Origin of the sequence: Neobacillus sp. OS1-2 (genome assembly GCF_030915505.1) — a bacterium.
In the GTDB taxonomy this organism is placed as follows: domain Bacteria; phylum Bacillota; class Bacilli; order Bacillales; family Cytobacillaceae; genus Neobacillus.
The window spans coordinates 3,823,248-3,841,338 of record NZ_CP133265.1 but is presented as its reverse complement, the minus strand read 5'-3'; the positions used below and the strand labels follow the sequence as shown (position 1 = coordinate 3,841,338).

Here is an 18,091-nt window from a genome sequence, read left to right as displayed (position 1 = left end):
CTTATATGTATTTTCACTATGAATATAGTGTTAAGTATATGAAATGACGCACACGAATCTAGTGATATAAATCACACTTGACGATATTCATATAATGAATTGATGACATTTTCACAAATTGTTCACTTTTGAACATGACAAATGTAACTAGTCAGTTACATTCCATTTTTATATGGTTGTCCTAGGTAGAAATTATGCGAGATAACCACTGGAGGAAGAGGATTAGATGAAAAAATCAAAGATTGCGTGGATTACTGACACGACCGCTTCTCTTAGCAAAGAGTTTATTGAACAACATCATATTCATGTTATTCCGCTGCACGTTGTTATAAATGATGAATTTTATAAAGAGACTATTGATATTACCGAGAAAGAATTTTATGAACGAATGAAAAATGAAGAAGGTAAATTTCAAACTTCTCAGCCATCTATTAATGATTTTGTTGAACTATATCATAAATTAAAGGAAGATTACGACTGCGGGATCGCGATCCATGCCTCAAGTTTATTGACGGGTACGTTTCAATCATCGGTTATGGCGGCAGACATGGAAGAGTTTAAACTGTTTGCGATTGATTCACAGACAGGGTCCTACCCTCTTTCCCATTTGATAAAAAAAGGGATTGAATTAGAGAATGAAGGGCTTGATGCCGATGAAGTGGTGGCACAATTAAATGCTTTCCGTGACCAAACTCGGCTTTATTTGGTCCCTTCAAACCTGGATCAGCTTCATAAAAGCGGCCGGGTTTCCGGGGGTCAAAAAATATTAGCGTCTCTCTTTAATATCAAACCTATTTTATCGATTGAAGAAGGGGCAGCTAGAATAAAGGACAAAGTCCGCACCGAAAAAAAAGCTTTTGCTTGGCTAGTGAATAAATTAACTGAAGACCTTGAATCCAAGTCAGTCCAGAAAGTGGCCATCGTTCATGCAAATGATTTAGAAAAGGCTGATCTGTTTGAAAAACTGGTTAACGATTCATTTCCTACTATTGAAACTGAAAAATTAATGCTCATAACAGTCGCAGGCGTACATACTGGGGTAGGAACGCTTGGACTTTCATGGGTATGTGAATAACAGGGAAAAGGTGCATGGAGTTTCATGCACCTTTTCTTTTTATCATATAAATGACTGTCATTTTATGGTACCATTTACATAATGACTTTACGAAATGGATTGGGATGGATGAAGAATAAGAAAAAAATAATAGTGATATTTGGAGTTTTTGTGATTATTGGTCTAATTTATGCTAGCTTTCTGCAATTTAAGATCAGTCAGTATAGTAACGAGGATGCCCCTAAGAATGCTGATTATTTAATCGTGCTCGGGGCAAGAGTAAAAGGTACCGTTCCCACACTTGTATTTGCCAGCAGAATTAATGCGGCTGCTAAATATGCAAAAGAAAATCAAGACACCGTCATTATTGCATCGGGGGGCAAAGGATCCGGTGAAGCTATCTCTGAAGCGGAATCCATTAAGCGAGAACTTGTAAAACAAGGAATAAATGAAACTCGGATTATATTAGAAGACCGTTCAACTGATACATATGAAAATATTGATTTTTCAAAAAAGCTTATCCCTCAGGATGCAATGTCAGGGCTTGTTGTGACGAATACTTTTCACCTGTATCGTGCCATCTCTATTGCACGTGATCAGGGTTTAGATGTACAAGGGCTTCCAGCTAAGACACCATGGAAGGCGGTAATAAAATCCTACACCCGTGAGTATTTAGCGATTACAAAATTCTATTTGCAAAGGTATGTACTATGAAAAACTCGACATTTCTAGTGGTCGAGTTTTTCATTTGATTATGGCTTTATTTTTGCGAAAATACAGGTATCCCGAAGCTCTCTTGTGTCAGCCGAAATTCCATCATTTTTTAAGATACCTTCTAGTGTAAAGCCTAATTTTTCAGGTATTGCTCTACTTCTTATATTCTTAGAGTCACAACGAATTTCAACTCGTTTTGCCATCAATGCGGAAAAAGCAAACTCAGTAATTGCCTTGGTAGCTTCAGTCACGTATCCTTGGCTGCTAAACCTCGTATCAATCCAATACCCGATTTCAAATTTAGGAATCTCCCATTTAATTCTATGTAAGCCAGAAGATGCGATGAATTCACCTGTTTCTTTAAGAAAAATATGAAGACGTAAGTCCTCGCGCGTTAAAAATTTTGCATGGGCCTCCCTCATGTTCGCCTCTACGTCCTCCACAGTTTGCTCCCGATGTGCCCACGGCATCCAAGGCTTTAGTTCATTTAATGAGGCTTGCATGGCTTGGTATACAGCTTTTCCATCCCCAGGCATTGGCTTTCGGATTACTAATCTTTCCGTGTAAAATTCTTCTGGAAAATCAATAAGGATTGGTTTCATTTTTTGTTCCCTCCATTTGAGATTTACTATTCGCTAGAATTTTAGGAAATCCTTTTTTCAATAGAAAATAATTAGGAAAATGAAATTCGCTCATTGCGTGGTAAAATTCGCTCATAGAATGTCCAAATTCGCTCATTGAACCGCAGAATCCGCTCATTAAACACCAAAATTAGCTCATGGGAAATATTTTTCTCCAAAATGATCTATTCAAGATACTTATTTTTCAAAAAAGAGACCCTCCCATAATGGAAGAGTCTCTCAAAGAATCAACTTTTAGTACGCTTTTGCCCAATAAACCATCTGTTTGGCTTCTTTTCCACAACAAACACAGTTTTCAGCCAGATTTTCTTGTTCGAATGGGATACAACGCGATGTTGCCCCAGCATCCTCTTTTATTTTTTCCTCACATGCTAAATCACCGCACCACATTGCCTTAATGAATCCTGGTTTTGCTTCCAGCGATTCCTTTAATTCAGGAAGGGTTAACGCAACCGATGTTCTTTCTTCGCGATGCTTTAGTGCCTTGTTATATAAATTGGATTGAATGTCATCCAGTAATGCAACGAGCTTGGTTTCTAATTCATCCAAAGGAACTATGACCTTTTCTAGGGTATCTCGTCTAACTAAAACCACTTGCTTATTCTCAATATCTTTTGGTCCAACTTCAAGACGAACTGGGATTCCCTTCATTTCATACTCATTGAATTTCCAGCCTGGCTTTTTATCGCTGGCATCGATATCAACTCGTGCCACCGAACCAAGTGACTTTTTCAACTCATAAGCAAAATCAAGAACGCCCTCTTTATGCTGCGCAATCGGTACAATCATAACCTGTTTTGGCGCTGCTTTTGGCGGAATCACAAGTCCGCGGTCATCGCCGTGTACCATGATTAATGCGCCGATAATCCTTGTCGTGAAGCCCCATGAGGTTTGATGCACGTATTGAAGTTTTCCTTCTTTGTCGGTGTATTGAATACCAAATGCTTCCGCAAAACCTGTGCCAAAATGGTGCGAAGTTCCAGATTGCAACGCTTTTCCATCATGCATCAAGCTTTCAATGGTAAAAGTAGCCTTTGCACCAGCGAATTTTTCCTTTTCCGTCTTCTGCCCTTTTACCACTGGAATCGCAAGAACTGTTTCACAAAGTTCCGCATAAACATTCAGCATTTTGATTGTTTCTTCCATAGCGTCTTCATCGGTCGCATGGGCTGTGTGCCCTTCCTGCCATAAAAACTCTAATGTGCGTAGGAATGGACGGGTTGTTTTTTCCCAGCGGACTACGTTTGCCCATTGATTATATAATTTTGGTAAGTCTCTATGTGAATGAATGATTTTACTGTAATGCTCACAAAATAGGACTTCTGATGTTGGACGGACGACCAATCGCTCTGCTAATGGTTCCGAGCCGCCATGGGTAACCCATGCCACTTCAGGCGCAAACCCTTCGACATGATCCTTCTCTTTTTGTAACAGGCTTTCAGGAATAAATAACGGCATATAAACATTTTCATGACCTGTTTCTTTAATACGATTGTCTAATTCATTTTTAATGTTATCCCAAAGCGCATAACCATATGGTCGAATAATCATCGAACCGCGCACGCTTGAATAGTCAATTAAATCTGCTTTCGTTACAACATCTGTATACCACTGGGCGAAATCCTCGTCCATTCCGGTAACATCTTTTACAAATTCCTTTGCCATTTTTGACACCTCATTAATATTTTTAAATACAAAAAGACCCTAATCCTCAAAAGGGACCAAGGCCTGGCGGTACCACCCTAAATTCATAAAGCTCCTGCTTTATACTCTTTCCATGGTAACGGAATTTATCCGCATGTATCTTCAAGTTACATCCGATACAGAACTCAGAGGCAGGTTCAAGTGACTGTCCTAAGAAACCTCGCACCAGTGGTTTCCTCTCTTGGTAAGACCATTTCACTCTACTAATCCCCATCATTGTTTCAATAGTATTTTTTGAAAATTATATCCGTACTGCTCGCAAATGTCAATTCCTATAGTGGAATATTTTTCTTACGAGCTACTTTAAACAACAATATAAATGGGTTAAAATGCATGTATTAGAAAAATGGAGGTGGTTTAGATGAGAAAAGATGATAAAGATGATAAAGATGATCTTGACCATGAGGAGGAAGAAAAGGAATTATTACTTGAATACATTCGGATGCAAAATGAAGCCCTTAAACGTATTTTCAAAAATACACTTGATAAAGAAAAGGAATAATAACCTCTCCATCCACCTCCTTCATCTCCAATATTCATAAAACGTTCATATCCCCAATACCTTCATAGCATTAATTAGCATTTATAATACTCTTATGTTGGTTATTTCTAGAGGTCAACACAAAAGAGGAGACGAAACATGAGTATTTTTTCAATTATTTCAGCTGTTTTTGTTACCATCGGCACCGGTTATTCGATTTATCTTGTTTACCGTCATAAAAACCAATTAGCCAACATACCAGGAATAATGATTAGTATGGTTATTGCCGTCATAACGGGCTTAACTTCCGGTAGTATTATCGGAATTACCTCTGGTGAGACATTTCTTGTCGTTGGTGTCAGTATGATTATTGGTTTCGTCATTGGTTTCTTGGCCGGGCACCCTATCGGTTTATTAGCCATCCTCATGGGCGCCATTTCCGGTTTAATGGGAGGCATAAACGGTGCTATTTTAGGCGTTTTTCTTCAATTTATTAACCCGACAATTTTACTGGGTATCCTATTAGGCTTTTATATTGTCATTATCGGGTTCGTCCTTGTGTATATTCACGTTGCCACGAATAGTAAGTTTTCAATCAATACGGGGGAGCTTTCACCTTTTGCGATTATCGCGGGTGGAGTGGTGCTCGTTTCATTGTTTTTATTTATGTATAGCAGCGATATGGTCGAAATTCCGGGGAAAAGTGAAACTCCGCAGGCACAAGCCTCACAAGAACCGACCAATCAGCAAGTGAAAAAAACAGAACTTGATGTCACTAATGAAAGTACACCCAAAGTGAAAATGCTCGTAACGGAAAAAGGTTACACACCAAATGTCATCCGGGTGAAAAAGGGAGTTCCAGTTGAACTGGAAATTGAAAATCCGCTTAAAAATAATAGCTGTTTATCCACCTTCATGATTCCTGATTTTAATGTAAATAACCTAAATTTAAAGACCGGAACAACAAACCTATCCTTCACACCTGACAAAACAGGCGAATACACGTTCAGTTGTGGAATGAAGATGTTTAAAGGTACGATCATTGTAGAATAAATATGGCTGCCATGGGATTCCCTGGCAGCCATTTTTCTAGTTTGCTATGCTATCTAAGCTATCATTTTGGCGTTTCTTTCGTTTACCTTCGGCACGGAGAACCTTGCTAGATAAGTAGATTCCCGACCCAGTAAGAACTATCATCGCTAGTGCTGTTAGATCAATCAACCACTTAATGTTGGTGTTGCCAATTCTACCTTCGTGTAGACCTCTGATCGTGCTAAGGAAAGACCCTTGACCCATTCCTCCTCCGCGTATACTACCAGCGATATTTCCATTCCCGTTAAATCCTGACGATCTTTGGAATGGGCCACTTTCAATTGAACCAATTTGCCCCTGTATCTGAGTATCTTGTCTTGGATTCTGGCTAGAATCAGATGTGGTTCCTTGCTCAGCTTGTCCCTGATTAAAAGGCCCACGATTAAATTGGCCCGGTTGGAAGTTTCCTCTCCTGCCTTCTACCTGTGATTGCCCGATTAACCATGGCTCATTCATCACCAATCCCGTAATTGACTCCATCAAGATAAGAATTGAAGCAATTAAGCCAATCCATAAATGCGCTCTTCTCATTTTCTTCATACTTATTGAACTCCCTTCGAATTTACCTCATGCTTATATCAATTGATAAACTTATTATGAAGGGAATTCCTTAAGATAATCTTAAAAAAAAGCCCATTTACTATCTTTTTTGGGCTTTTGGAAACGTGACTTCAATTGTTGTTCCGAGACCAACCGTGCTCTGCACTTTTGTTTTTCCGTGATGCTTCTCGATAATCCATTTGGCAATCGATAGTCCAAGCCCTGTTCCTTCAGCCGCTGTCCGCGTCTTATCACTTTGATAGAAACGGTCAAAGATTTTTGGGATATCTTTTTCAGGTATACCCATCCCGTTATCCTTTACCTGAAAGAAAATCGAAGAATGACTTTGCTTGCACGTTAGCACGATTTCGCCGCCCTCTTTTGTATACTTTAGAGCGTTATCTACTAGAATAACAATCAATTGATGAATTCTTTCTTTATCTGCAAAAATTGTAACAGGCTCAAGCGCCTCAATCCGAAGTGACTTTTCTTGATACATCGCTATTTCTTCGTAGTGATGCATGATTTCCGTTAAAAGACTATCCAGTTGGAAGACCGACTTTTTCATTTCAATTTGATCAGAATCAGATCTGGCTAGGGTTAATAAATTGGTTACTAGTTTCGAAAGTCTTCTTGATTCATTTGAAATTGTCGAAACATCAAGAATTTTTTCCTGTACAGTGGCAAATGGCGCCCTTAATAGCAAATCAGTTTTAGCCTGAATAACCGCTAGAGGCGTCCGTAGCTCGTGCGAGGCATCCGAAACAAACTCCTGCTGCTTTTGCCAGGCATTTTTAATCGGAACCAATGCCCTTCCGGCTAAGAAATAACCCGAGGCAACAGCACAAATGATTCCCACACCACAACCAATCAGCATAATCAACAACAGTCTGTCCAATAATTCTTTTTCCGAATTTACATTGCGAATAAATTGAACAGTCACGTTTCCAAGTTCAGGACTTACTACCTCGATGGCAACATATCGAAACGAAAAGTGTTCAACCTCTATATCCTGCAAGCTGTTTAATTTTTTTGGATGGACGAGTTCCTCATTATCTTGAAAAAGTTGAGAATCCCTTGTTTCTCCCGCTAAAAGCCGATTATTATCATCCCATATTAAAGTAATAATTCTTGGGTCTCTTCTAACAAATCGAGGATCCCCATCGCCGCCGCGAATTTCTCCCGGACCTTTTGACAATTGTTGAAAATGATTAACAGATTCAAGTAAGGAATGATTAACATCCTTATACAGTTTATTATCGGTATAAAAATAAATAATGCATCCTAGGATACTAATTACAACTATAAAGACCAATGAATTTAACCATGTAAGCCTGATATGTGTTTGACGAAACATTTGCTACTCCTATTCTACATTCAACATATAGCCGACACCGCGGACAGTTTTTATATCGGTATGATACCCAAAGGGCTCTAATTTTTTCCGAAGATGATGCACAAACACTTCTACAATCGCAACGGTGGTATCAGAGTCAAACCCCCATACACGATCATAAATTTGCTCTTTCGTTAAAATAGCTCCTTTATTTTGAATCAAATATTCCAGGAGCACATATTGCTTGGCAGTCAGTTTTATCGACTCGCCATCGACTAAAATATCTCGTTCCTTACCCATTAGCTCAATTCCCCGATATTGAATCGTTTGATTTGTGGTTAAACTGCCACTTCTTCTTAACAATGCCCGAATTCTTGCCTTTAACTCAGCTGCCTGAAAAGGCTTAACTAAGTAATCATCACCCCCACTGTCTAACCCCTTCACGCGATCCTCTAAAGAATCTCTAGCGGTAAGGAATAAAACAGGTATCTTTAATCCTTCTTTTCGGATCGTTTGCAAGACCTCAAAGCCATCAATTTCCGGAATCATCACATCCAAAAGAATGGCATCATGAATATTTTGCATCGCAAGAAATAATGCATCTTCCCCGTTTGAGGCTTGATCGACCTCAAATTCATCTGATAAAAGCTGGACAATGGACTCAAGTAAGGGAAGATTGTCTTCAACTACTAATAAACGCATTTCTACCTCTCCTTTATAAAAGGGAATTCACATCATTATATCGGAAATAAAGCGGACGCAATAGTAGCGATCCGCCTTATACCTGCACTATTCATATCTTAGCGCTTGAATTGGATTTAGTTTTGAAGCTTTATTTGCAGGAAATACCCCAAATACAACTCCGACAACTAGCGAGAATAAAAAGGACAATACAAGGACGGAAGAAGAAAATGAAACGCTCAACCTTAATAGTGTTGATAATATTTTCCCTAAGCCAACCCCCGCTATTATGCCAATGATTCCTCCGACACCACTTAACACAACCGCTTCAATCAAAAATTGAAGAAGGACATCCCGTCTTTTCGCGCCAATTGCTTTTCTAATTCCAATTTCCTTTGTCCGTTCCGAAACAGAAACGAGCATGATATTCATGATGCCGATCCCGCCAACAAGTAAGGAAATGCTGGCAATACCTCCCAACATCATCGTCATGGTATCAGAAACAGAACTCATCGTGTCCATGATATCTTGCTGGTTTGTCACACTATAGGAATCACTCTTATTTGGATAAAGTGAAGCCATTGTCATTTTAATCTCATTCATCACAAAATCCATTTGATCCTCGCTTTTCCCCTGTAAATAGACCTGATTGATTGTCGAACTTTTTACTAAGCGCTGACCTGTGCTAAGTGGTACAATGACAACATTGTCCCCGCTCTGTCCCATTGAACTACCTTTAGAAACCAGCACCCCTACAACCTTAAACGATGTTCCTTCTATTTGGAGATATTGCCCCACGGGGTTTTCAGTTCCAAAAAATGTAGTAGCAGTATCCGCACCAAGAACGACAATCTTTTGCCGGTACTCCATATCAAGATCGGTAATAAAACGGCCCGCACTTACCGATGTATCTCGAACAGTCGAGTAGTCAGCATTCGTCCCAGTCAAGGTAACTTGTGAGGTTGTCCGATCTTTTTTCACATTCACACGTCCTGAGACGACTGGTGACACCGCTTTGACGCCGTCTAATTTACTCAATTCACTAATTTTATCCTCTGTTAGGGCTACATCCGTTCCAAACGTATTGATTGTTAGTAGATTCGTACCTAGCTGATTGATTTGACTAGTTACATTTCGTGCCGATCCCTGGGCTATCGAAACGAGAATGATAACCGAAGAAACCCCGATAATCATCCCGAGCATTGTTAGAGCAGATCTGAGTTTGTTCCCCTTTATACTACGCAGAGCCATTTTAATAGATTGCACGACTCCCAATGTGTTCACCTCCACTCTCCTGCAATTGCCCATCTTGAATGCTTACCATTCGATTCGCTTGTTTGGCAATTGCTAAATCATGAGTAATTAAAATAATCGTATGGCCCAATTCATTCAATTCTTTCATGACTTTTAAAATTTCCTTACTTGTTTTGCTATCGAGTGCACCGGTGGGTTCATCTGCAAGGAGAATAGCCGGATTGCTAACAAGGGCCCTTGCTATGGCTACCCTTTGTTGCTGACCGCCTGAAAGCTGGGTTGGTAAATGACCCGCTCTCTCTTGTAACCCAACTTTGGTTAAGCCGCCCAAGGCCCGTTCGCGTCGTTCCTTTGCTGGTACACCACTGTACAGCAACGGCAATTCTACATTCTCAAGCGCAGTTAATTTCGTTAACAAATTAAAGTTTTGAAAAATAAAACCGATTTTCTGATTACGAATAATGGCCAATTGGTTATCATTCATTTTCCCAATATCCTTACCATCGAGGAGATATTTACCTGATTGTGGCCTATCAAGGCAGCCAATCATATTCATGAGCGTCGATTTTCCCGATCCAGATGGGCCAATAATGGCTAAAAACTCACCTTTTTCTATCTCAATTGATACATCATGTAAGGCATGTACCGTTTCACCACCAAGCATATAGGTTTTCATGAGATTACTTATTTGAATGATTGGTCTACCCATTAGTTTCCACTCCTTCCACTCACTTGTCCGGGTCCACCTCCATTACGGTTCATTCCGCCCATGTTACCCATACCTCCCATACCGCCGCCAAAACCGCCTTGCATCATTCTGCGGGAATTATTGGTGGAGTTCCCTGAAGCCAATTGAGGTAATTGAATCGTATCTCCTGCTGAAATACCTTCAGTAATTTCAACGTAATCTTCATTTGCTAGGCCTGTCTTCACAACTTTTTGCTCACTTTCAATGGTCTGGTTATCAGATCCGGATGAAACTGCAAGAACATATTTTTCACCATTGGCAGTGTGAATTGCATCTAGAGGAACATAAAGAGCATCCTCTTTACTTGCTGTTAGAATACTTGCTTCGACACTCATTCCGACTTTGAGGCTTTCAGCGTTATCAATATGAATGGTGACATCAAATGTCGATACCCCATTAGTGGATATACCTTCATCAGCAACCGCCGATACTTTTCCCGTATATGTGTGATCCGGAGAAGCATTTACCTTTACATTAACAACTTGACCTTCTTTAATTTTACTAATATCAAGCTCATCAATTTGAACCAATGTTTGTAAGTCTTGATAGTTTGTCACATGCGCAACAACTTGTCCGGAAGTAACACGCTCGCCAGCAGCTACGGAAATAGTAGTAATTCTCCCGGTAGCAGGTGCTGTAATTGGATCACTGCCATCTGTAAAGGTAATCAGTTCGTCCCCTTCCTTTACTTCCTCGCCCGTTGCCACTAACACTTCATCAATTTCCTCATTATTGCTAATTGATTTAATATCTGCACTTATGACCGGTTGAACTGTTCCTGATCCGCTAATATCAACTTCCAACTTCCCTTTTTGAACAACTGCCGTTCTCCCTTGAGACATAGTGGTTTGGGTATTTGTTTTTGAGGAATACCATTGATAGCCGACAAAACCAACTACCAGAACCCCTACTCCTATTAAAATCCATTTTTTCATCTATGCTTACTCCTTTTCTAATCCTGGTCATCATGCCAGAATCTGTTTTAGAATAAGCCCATTATTCAGTTTGTTCCTTAACTTTTCCTTAAAGGAAAAGTTGGGATGTTATAGTAGTCTAACGCTTTAGTATGGTGAAATAATTAATAATTGAAAAAATTCTTTCTTTTGTATAATATTCTGTTATATAATAAGAAACATAAAGAAAAAAGGGGGAAATTTATGGAGAACTTTGTTAATTGGTTAAATGGAATTATTTGGAGTCAGGCATTAATTTATTTGTGTTTAGGGGTAGGGTTGTTTTACACAATTGCCACTAGGTTTCTTCAAGTCAGACATATGAAAGATATTGTATCGTTGATGTTTAAAGGGGGAAAATCTGAAGCAGGTATTTCTTCATTTCAAGCATTAAGTCTTTCGTTATCAGGCCGTGTTGGTACAGGAAACATTGCCGGTGTTGCAACCGCTATTGCATTTGGAGGACCGGGTGCGGTTTTCTGGATGTGGATGATGGCCTTCTTAGGTGCTGGTTCCGCCTTCATCGAGTCTGCTTTAGGGCAAGTGTATAAAACAAAACAGGATGGTCAATACCGTGGCGGCCCTGCATATTACATAGAAAAGGGACTAAATATTAAATGGTATGCTGTTTTATTTGCTATTGTAACCGTTATCGCAACAGGAGTGCTTCTACCGGGGGTTCAATCAAATAGTATTTCCTTAAGTGTTGAAAACGCTTTCGGAATTAGTCCGGCGATAACTGGCGGCATTATCGTTGTTTTCCTCGCTATCATCATCTTTGGCGGTGTAAAACGGATTGCTCGGGTTGCTGAATTTGTTGTCCCGTTCATGGCCTTAGGATATATTTTAGTTGCTCTTCTTATTACCTTTATGAATATTTCTGAATTACCTGGCGTGTTAAAACTAATCTTCTCAAGTGCTTTTGGTACGGATGCGGCATTTGGCGGGATCCTAGGTGCAGCCATTTCATGGGGAGTTAAACGTGGAATCTATTCAAATGAAGCTGGTCAAGGTACTGGACCACATGCTGCAGCTGCTGCTGAAGTATCGCATCCCGCGAAACAAGGAATTGTACAAGCATTCTCGGTGTACGTAGATACTTTATTAGTTTGTTCTGCAACAGCATTTATGATTCTCATCACAGGTATGTACAATGTTACTCCTGAGGGTGGAAAAGCGATTGTTACAAACCTTGGAAAAATGGAACCAGGTCCTGGCTATACACAAAAAGCCGTAGAAGCCGTTTTCCCTTCCTTTGGGGCTCCGTTTGTAGCGATTTCATTGTTTTTCTTCGCTTTTACGACCATTATGGCCTATTATTACATGGCAGAAACAAACCTTGCCTATATTAATAGAAAAACAAAACGTCCTTGGACTATCTTCCTTTTAAAAGTTGTCATCTGCGGAATGGTATTCTACGGCAGTGTCAAAACAGCTGGTCTTGCATGGGCCTTAGGCGATGTCGGGGTAGGAAGTATGGCTTGGTTAAATATCATCGCGATCCTTCTCCTAACAAAACCGGCCTTTAAAGTGTTAAAAGACTATGAAGCTCAATTAAAAGACGGAAAAGATCCAGTGTTTGACCCTGTTAAGCTGGGAATTAAAAATGCAGATTATTGGGAGCATGAGCATTCTAATCCACTTGAAACTGAAAAGACAGGCTGATGCATGAAATAATTGGGATTGTGGGACTAACTTATTAATAGTTAGTCCCTCATTTCTTTTAGCTGAAGATAAAATGAAACTTTTTGTCCCCAATCTCGTACAATTAAAGAGCAGTAAATTATTTTCTTAATCTTGAAGTTTTTCCCTTTTCAAAAATTGCATTATAATCTACATATAAAAAGATATGGATAAGGAGTGACAAGTGTGGGTGTTACACTTAGTAAAGGACAAAAGGTTGACTTAACGAAATCACATCCCGGCTTGCAAAATGTTGTTGTCGGTTTGGGCTGGAATGGCAGCAATCTCAGTTCCAACTTTGATTTGGATGCCTCAGCATTTTTATTAGGCGAATCTGGAAAAGTAAACAGTGACCAGGACTTTGTTTTTTATAACAATCCTAATGGGGGAAATGGCTCAATCATTTACAGCGGTGACAGCAGAATTGGTTCGGGTGTCAATGATGATGAACAGATCAGAATTGATTTGAAGAAAGTACCCGCTCATATTCACCGAATTGCATTTACGATTACGATTCACGATGCACAGGTCAAACAGCAAAATTTCGGACAAATAGCAGAATCTTATGTTCGTATTTTTAATGAGCTGACGAATGAAGAATTATTGCGGTTTAACTTAGGCAGGAACTTTACGGTGGAAACAGCAATTGTTGCAGCTGAAGTATACCGTCATAATGGCGAATGGAAATTCAATGCAATCGCAAGTGGTTTTCAAGGTGGATTAGCTGCCTTGTGCCGCAACTTTGGGATAACAGTGGATGATCCACCTGCAAATGCATCAGCAGCAACTCAACAGCTAAATTATCAACAAAATCAAATTCCTACTAACTCTTTTCAACCAAATAATTCATTTCAGCAAAGTCATGTGAACCAATATGATCCTTATCAGCAAAACCAAACTAGCTATAATCCATATCAACAGAACAACCAGCCAGGTAATAGCTCCCACCAGCAGCCGGCCTATGGGTATCCATCACAGACGGCATACCCATCGACTTCTAACTCCCGTCAAACTTATGGCGGTGACGATATAATGTGCCCGCGCTGCCATTCAACAAATGTTCGAACCGGGAAAAAGGGATTTGGTCTTGGTAAGGCAGCTATAGGCGGGTTAATCCTAGGACCGGTCGGTTTACTTGGGGGGTTTATTGGCCAGAATCAATTAAAGTTCAGCTGTAATAGCTGTGGTAATAATTGGTCTCCTTCGCAAACAGATTATGCCGAATGGGCAAACAATCAAAAGCGAAAAGCACAGGATGTATTCAATCGTTATAAAAGCCAGGACGTACTAGATGCCGTTGTTGCTGCCTGTGCTTTAGTCGCCATGGCCGACGGTTATCTAGACGCGGCGGAACGGCAGAAAATGCTCGAATTTGTTCATCAAAGTGAAGAATTACGCGTATTCGATACAAATAAGGTCATTCAGAAATTCAATTTATTCATTACAAAAATGGAAAATGACCGCATGTTGGGTCGCGCCGAAGCATTTCGTGCCCTTGGGAAGATAAGAACTAAGCCCGAAATAGCGCGATTAGTTGCCCGCTATTGCATTGCAATTGGCTATGCAGATGGTAACTTCGACCCTAATGAACAACAGATGGTTGCAGATATCTGCAGGGAGCTTGGCCTAAACCCAGCTGAATTTCTTTCGTAATAAAATAAGCCCTATTTCCAACTAGGAAATGGGGCTTTTACTATTTTGGGATAGGATAGATTTCGACATTGAGAAACGTCCAGCACCAGTCGCCATCAGCTAGTGTAGTTCGCTCTTCTTATTGCCAAACACGTTTATTTTCTACCCTCTTTGTAAGACCCTGAGCATCTAATCTTTCTAAAAATGGAATCATGTATTTTCTTGAAAGGCCAAGAATTTCCTTTGCATCACCGACTTCAAATTCAGTACCTGTTCGACTCCGAAGTTTATCAACTGCTTCCCTGAAAACGTCCCCAACATAGGCAAATTGCTCATCTAGCTGAACGATTAATGCCTGGTCTTCAAGGAATCTCTTTAAGTCAAACTCCAAGTTATCTGGAATCCCTGCAGAAGAAAAATAATCCTTAAGATACCGGACCATAAGCCCATCCTTTTTTAATTCCTTTAGCAAATTGTCGGTCCGCTTTTCCCAGCTTTTCGGGACATGGGGAACAAAGGATTTTAGGGATACGAATTGTTCTTTCCGCTTAAAAATTCGATTTGTGATTCCGTTTTCTACGACAAAATCAAGCAAGGATTTAGGGAACCTTTTTTGTAAAATATGTAATAGCTCTGCCTTGTTTACTCCTGTTTTCATTGAATAAGCCAGATGGAATTCCTGTAATCTATCAAATACATCTTCTTCGATGGAATTGATTATTGATTGAAGTGTATACTCTTTTCCATTAAATAAAACAAATTCGGCATCTGTCAATTGCTCCTTTAATACTTCCTCATCAAGTGCTGTCCGTTTGATTAACTCATGTATCGGAAGGCTTTTCCCTTCCACTAATGCTGCCGTTATTCGTTCCTTTGGTGTACCAACCTTTTTCTTCTCAAGCTCTTCAACAGTCTGATTTCCGAAGCGATACTTATTTCCACGTGGGTCAATAACCCAGCCGCCGCCAATTGTTTCCTGAGGGCTTGGTCTACGTAAAATGAAGCGATCGCCGCGTTTCGTCAGTATTTCCTCCTCGAGTCGCAACTGACAAAGAATCTCGCCATTTTCTTCTTTAATTTCATTACGGTCAAAGAATACAATCCGTCCCATTACCTCCGCCGTGCCAATATGAAGCTTAATTGGCATCCGTTGCTTGACCAGATGTTCAAGATCCTCAACTACCCGAATTGCCACATCTACTGTTTTCGTCACAATAAAATGTTCGGACGAAACAAGGACATCTCCCCGTTCTAAATCTTCCCTTGATACATTTGAAAGATTAATTGCGGTCCTCTGTCCTGCAAACGCCTTTTGGGCTTGCTTATGGTGTACTTGTATCTGCCTGGCTCTTACCTCCAGCCCGGTCGGCATTATTTTCAATGTTTGTCCTTCTTCAACGGTCCCTTCATAAACCGTTCCACGCACGACAGTGCCTTGACCTTTAACCGTGAACACTTGATCAATCGGCAGACGGAAAGCCCCTTTTGCGTCACGCATTTCTTGTTCCATTAAGGATTTGATAATTAGGTCTTTTATCTCACTAATTCCTTTTTTTGATAGGCTGTCAACGAGCACAAATGGAGCGTCCTCAAAAACAGTAGCGGTTAGCTCTTCTAAAATATCATCCTTGACCAGTTCAATAAACTCTTCGTCTACCCTGTCAATTTTTGTGATTGCAATTACACCATTCTTTATTCCTAAAAATTTTAGAATTTCCAGATGTTCCCTTGTCTGTGGCATCACACCTTCATCTGCCGCAACGACCAGCACCACCAAATCAATTCCGGCAACTCCGGCAATCATTTGCCTGATAAACCGTTCATGTCCAGGAACATCAATAACAGAAATTTGGATTTCATCGTCTTCATATAATGGAGCAAATCCGAGTTCAATCGAAATTTGTCGTTCTTTCTCTTCTTTAAGTCGGTCCGTATCAACATTGGTTAACGCTTTTGTTAAAGACGTTTTTCCATGGTCAATATGCCCCGCCATCCCAATGGTAAAATATCGTTTTTCCAAGCTTGCCACCTTCTTAATCGTTCTACCATTCTACTGTAGCCTTTAAAGCCACTTTGTTCAAGTGAACATAGTTGAATTCATTTCTGACCACAAAAAATAATAATTTTTTAGGCAAAAACATTCACAAATTTTTCAAAATTTTATATAATGGGTTTATAAATTTGCATCTACGCAACTTTTGTTCACTAGAGAACAAACCTTGCGCCTACGAAAAACACAAAAGAAAGGTTGGTATCTGATGAGCCAAACTAATTCACTTGCAGTTGACAAGGCTCGGGCAACGGAAGATCGGACAGTATCCGCCGCAAGAGATGCCATAAATGGAAAAGTAAAAGGAATTCGTGCATTATTGCCGTTTCTTGGTCCTGCCTTCATCGCATCTATTGCATATGTTGATCCGGGAAATTTTGCTACTAACATTCAAAGCGGTGCCCGCTTTGGTTATAAAATGCTTTGGGTAATTGTGTTAGCTAACTTAATGGCGCTTCTTTTACAGAACATGTCTGCCAAACTAGGAATCGCCACAGGGAAAAGCCTGCCTGAAATTTGCCGGGATCATATGCCGAAATGGCTTACCATGATCATGTGGATTGTTTCAGAGTTAGCAGCGATGGCAACAGACCTTGCCGAATTCTTAGGGGCAACACTCGCATTAAACTTACTTGCTGGCATTCCCATGTTGTTTGCTACCATTATTACAGGTGTCGTCACTTATTTGATTTTGATGTTAGAAAAATTTGGCTTCCGGCCGTTAGAAAAATTCATCGCTGCCTTTGCGATGCTAATCGGCCTTTGTTACTTAGTGGAAACAATCCTTTCCAAGCCAGACTTCTCACAAATTGCCTACCATAGTGTTGTACCATGGCTTGGTAACAGTGAAAGCATTATGCTCGCTGTCGGAGTAATCGGCGCAACTGTTATGCCGCATGCGATTTATTTGCACTCGAGCTTAACACAGAACCGGATTGTTCCTCGTAATGATATGGAAAAAATAAAAATTCAAAAGTTTAGTACAAAAGAAATCTTGATTGCGATGACACTTGCCGGCTTCGTCAATTTAGCGATGATGTATATGGCGGCATCGGTTTTCAATACATCCGGTCAAAGCCATATTGCCGACCTAACAACGGCGTACCATACCTTAACACCATTACTTGGTTCAGCTGCAGCCAGTGTATTCTTAATTTCTTTACTTGCTTCGGGTGTTTCAAGTTCTGTTGTCGGTACTATGGCTGGGCAAGTCATCATGCAGGGGTTCGTGGGATTCACCATTCCATTATGGATCCGCCGCTTGGTCACCATGCTTCCAACCGTGATTATCGTAGCCATCGGTGTCGATCCAACTCAAACATTAATTATTAGCCAAGTCGTGCTAAGTGCTGTATTACCATTTCCAATTATCGCCTTAATCTACTACACACAAAAGAAAGACCTCATGGGTGTGCTGACGAATAAACGAATTACAACCGTTCTTTCATCGTTGTTTGCAGTAATTATTCTCGGATTAAATGTTTGGATGGTTATTCAGATGATTATGGGGTAATATTTACAAAAAGGA

The 18,091-nt window shown here is 40.1% G+C and carries 16 protein-coding genes and 1 other annotated feature; of the genes, 7 read left to right on the top strand and 9 right to left on the bottom strand.

Annotation, left to right across the window (positions count from 1 at the left end):
- Positions 1-226 precede the first annotated feature (226 nt).
- Complete coding sequence (locus RCG19_RS19050; protein WP_308108391.1) at positions 227-1,075, top strand: DegV family protein; 849 nt, start codon at positions 227-229, stop codon at positions 1,073-1,075.
- A gap of 108 nt (positions 1,076-1,183) precedes the next feature.
- Positions 1,184-1,768, top strand: coding sequence for a YdcF family protein (locus tag RCG19_RS19045; RefSeq protein WP_308108390.1), 585 nt, complete (start codon positions 1,184-1,186; stop codon positions 1,766-1,768).
- 38 nt (positions 1,769-1,806) lie between these two features.
- Here RCG19_RS19045 and RCG19_RS19040 read toward each other — a convergent pair whose 3' ends face one another.
- Complete coding sequence (locus RCG19_RS19040; RefSeq protein ID WP_308108389.1) at positions 1,807-2,370, bottom strand: GNAT family N-acetyltransferase; 564 nt, start codon at positions 2,368-2,370, stop codon at positions 1,807-1,809.
- A gap of 273 nt (positions 2,371-2,643) precedes the next feature.
- A complete protein-coding gene (gene proS, locus RCG19_RS19035) occupies positions 2,644-4,074 on the bottom strand; it encodes a proline--tRNA ligase (protein ID WP_308108388.1) in 1,431 nt (476 codons plus the stop codon).
- Positions 4,075-4,122: 48 nt separating this feature from the next.
- Positions 4,123-4,339 (bottom strand) — a binding site (T-box leader).
- Positions 4,340-4,474: 135 nt separating this feature from the next.
- Between proS and RCG19_RS19030 the strand changes: the two genes are divergently transcribed.
- Both RCG19_RS19030 and RCG19_RS19025 read left to right on the top strand, forming a co-directional pair.
- Entirely contained in the window at positions 4,475-4,615 is a 141-nt protein-coding gene (locus RCG19_RS19030; protein WP_308108387.1) for a hypothetical protein, read from the top strand.
- Between the two features lie 138 nt (positions 4,616-4,753).
- A complete protein-coding gene (locus RCG19_RS19025) occupies positions 4,754-5,647 on the top strand; it encodes a cupredoxin domain-containing protein (RefSeq protein ID WP_308108386.1) in 894 nt (297 codons plus the stop codon).
- Positions 5,648-5,683: 36 nt separating this feature from the next.
- Here the strand turns inward: RCG19_RS19025 and RCG19_RS19020 are convergent, their stop codons facing one another.
- From RCG19_RS19020 to RCG19_RS18995, 6 genes are all read right to left on the bottom strand, one after another.
- A complete protein-coding gene (locus RCG19_RS19020; RefSeq protein ID WP_308108385.1) occupies positions 5,684-6,226 on the bottom strand; it encodes a PepSY-associated TM helix domain-containing protein in 543 nt (180 codons plus the stop codon).
- 100 nt (positions 6,227-6,326) lie between these two features.
- Complete coding sequence (locus RCG19_RS19015; protein ID WP_308108384.1) at positions 6,327-7,583, bottom strand: sensor histidine kinase; 1,257 nt, start codon at positions 7,581-7,583, stop codon at positions 6,327-6,329.
- Between the two features lie 9 nt (positions 7,584-7,592).
- Entirely contained in the window at positions 7,593-8,264 is a 672-nt protein-coding gene (locus RCG19_RS19010) for a response regulator transcription factor (RefSeq protein WP_166242771.1), read from the bottom strand.
- Positions 8,265-8,351: 87 nt separating this feature from the next.
- Complete coding sequence (locus RCG19_RS19005) at positions 8,352-9,527, bottom strand: ABC transporter permease (RefSeq protein WP_308108383.1); 1,176 nt, start codon at positions 9,525-9,527, stop codon at positions 8,352-8,354.
- Entirely contained in the window at positions 9,496-10,206 is a 711-nt protein-coding gene (locus tag RCG19_RS19000) for an ABC transporter ATP-binding protein (protein ID WP_308108382.1), read from the bottom strand. Before RCG19_RS19000 ends, RCG19_RS19005 begins: the two co-directional genes overlap by 32 nt.
- Positions 10,206-11,180, bottom strand: a complete 975-nt coding sequence (locus tag RCG19_RS18995; protein WP_308108381.1) for an efflux RND transporter periplasmic adaptor subunit — start codon at positions 11,178-11,180, stop codon at positions 10,206-10,208. The genes RCG19_RS19000 and RCG19_RS18995 overlap by 1 nt, the downstream gene beginning before the upstream one ends.
- Before the next feature lie 222 nt (positions 11,181-11,402).
- Here RCG19_RS18995 and RCG19_RS18990 point away from each other — a divergent pair, with 222 nt between their 5' ends.
- On the top strand, positions 11,403-12,863 hold the full coding sequence (locus RCG19_RS18990) for an alanine/glycine:cation symporter family protein (RefSeq protein WP_308108380.1): 1,461 nt from the start codon (positions 11,403-11,405) through the stop codon (positions 12,861-12,863).
- 204 nt (positions 12,864-13,067) lie between these two features.
- Positions 13,068-14,534 (top strand): TerD family protein, encoded by a 1,467-nt coding sequence (locus RCG19_RS18985; RefSeq protein WP_308108379.1) that lies wholly within the window; start codon positions 13,068-13,070, stop codon positions 14,532-14,534.
- A gap of 118 nt (positions 14,535-14,652) precedes the next feature.
- Here the strand turns inward: RCG19_RS18985 and selB are convergent, their stop codons facing one another.
- Positions 14,653-16,533, bottom strand: a complete 1,881-nt coding sequence (selB, locus tag RCG19_RS18980) for a selenocysteine-specific translation elongation factor (RefSeq protein ID WP_308108378.1) — start codon at positions 16,531-16,533, stop codon at positions 14,653-14,655.
- 238 nt (positions 16,534-16,771) lie between these two features.
- Between selB and RCG19_RS18975 the strand changes: the two genes are divergently transcribed.
- The gene (locus tag RCG19_RS18975; protein WP_166242783.1) at positions 16,772-18,076 is read left to right on the top strand and encodes an Nramp family divalent metal transporter; all 1,305 of its coding nucleotides are present in this window, start codon (positions 16,772-16,774) and stop codon (positions 18,074-18,076) included.
- Positions 18,077-18,091 lie beyond the last annotated feature (15 nt).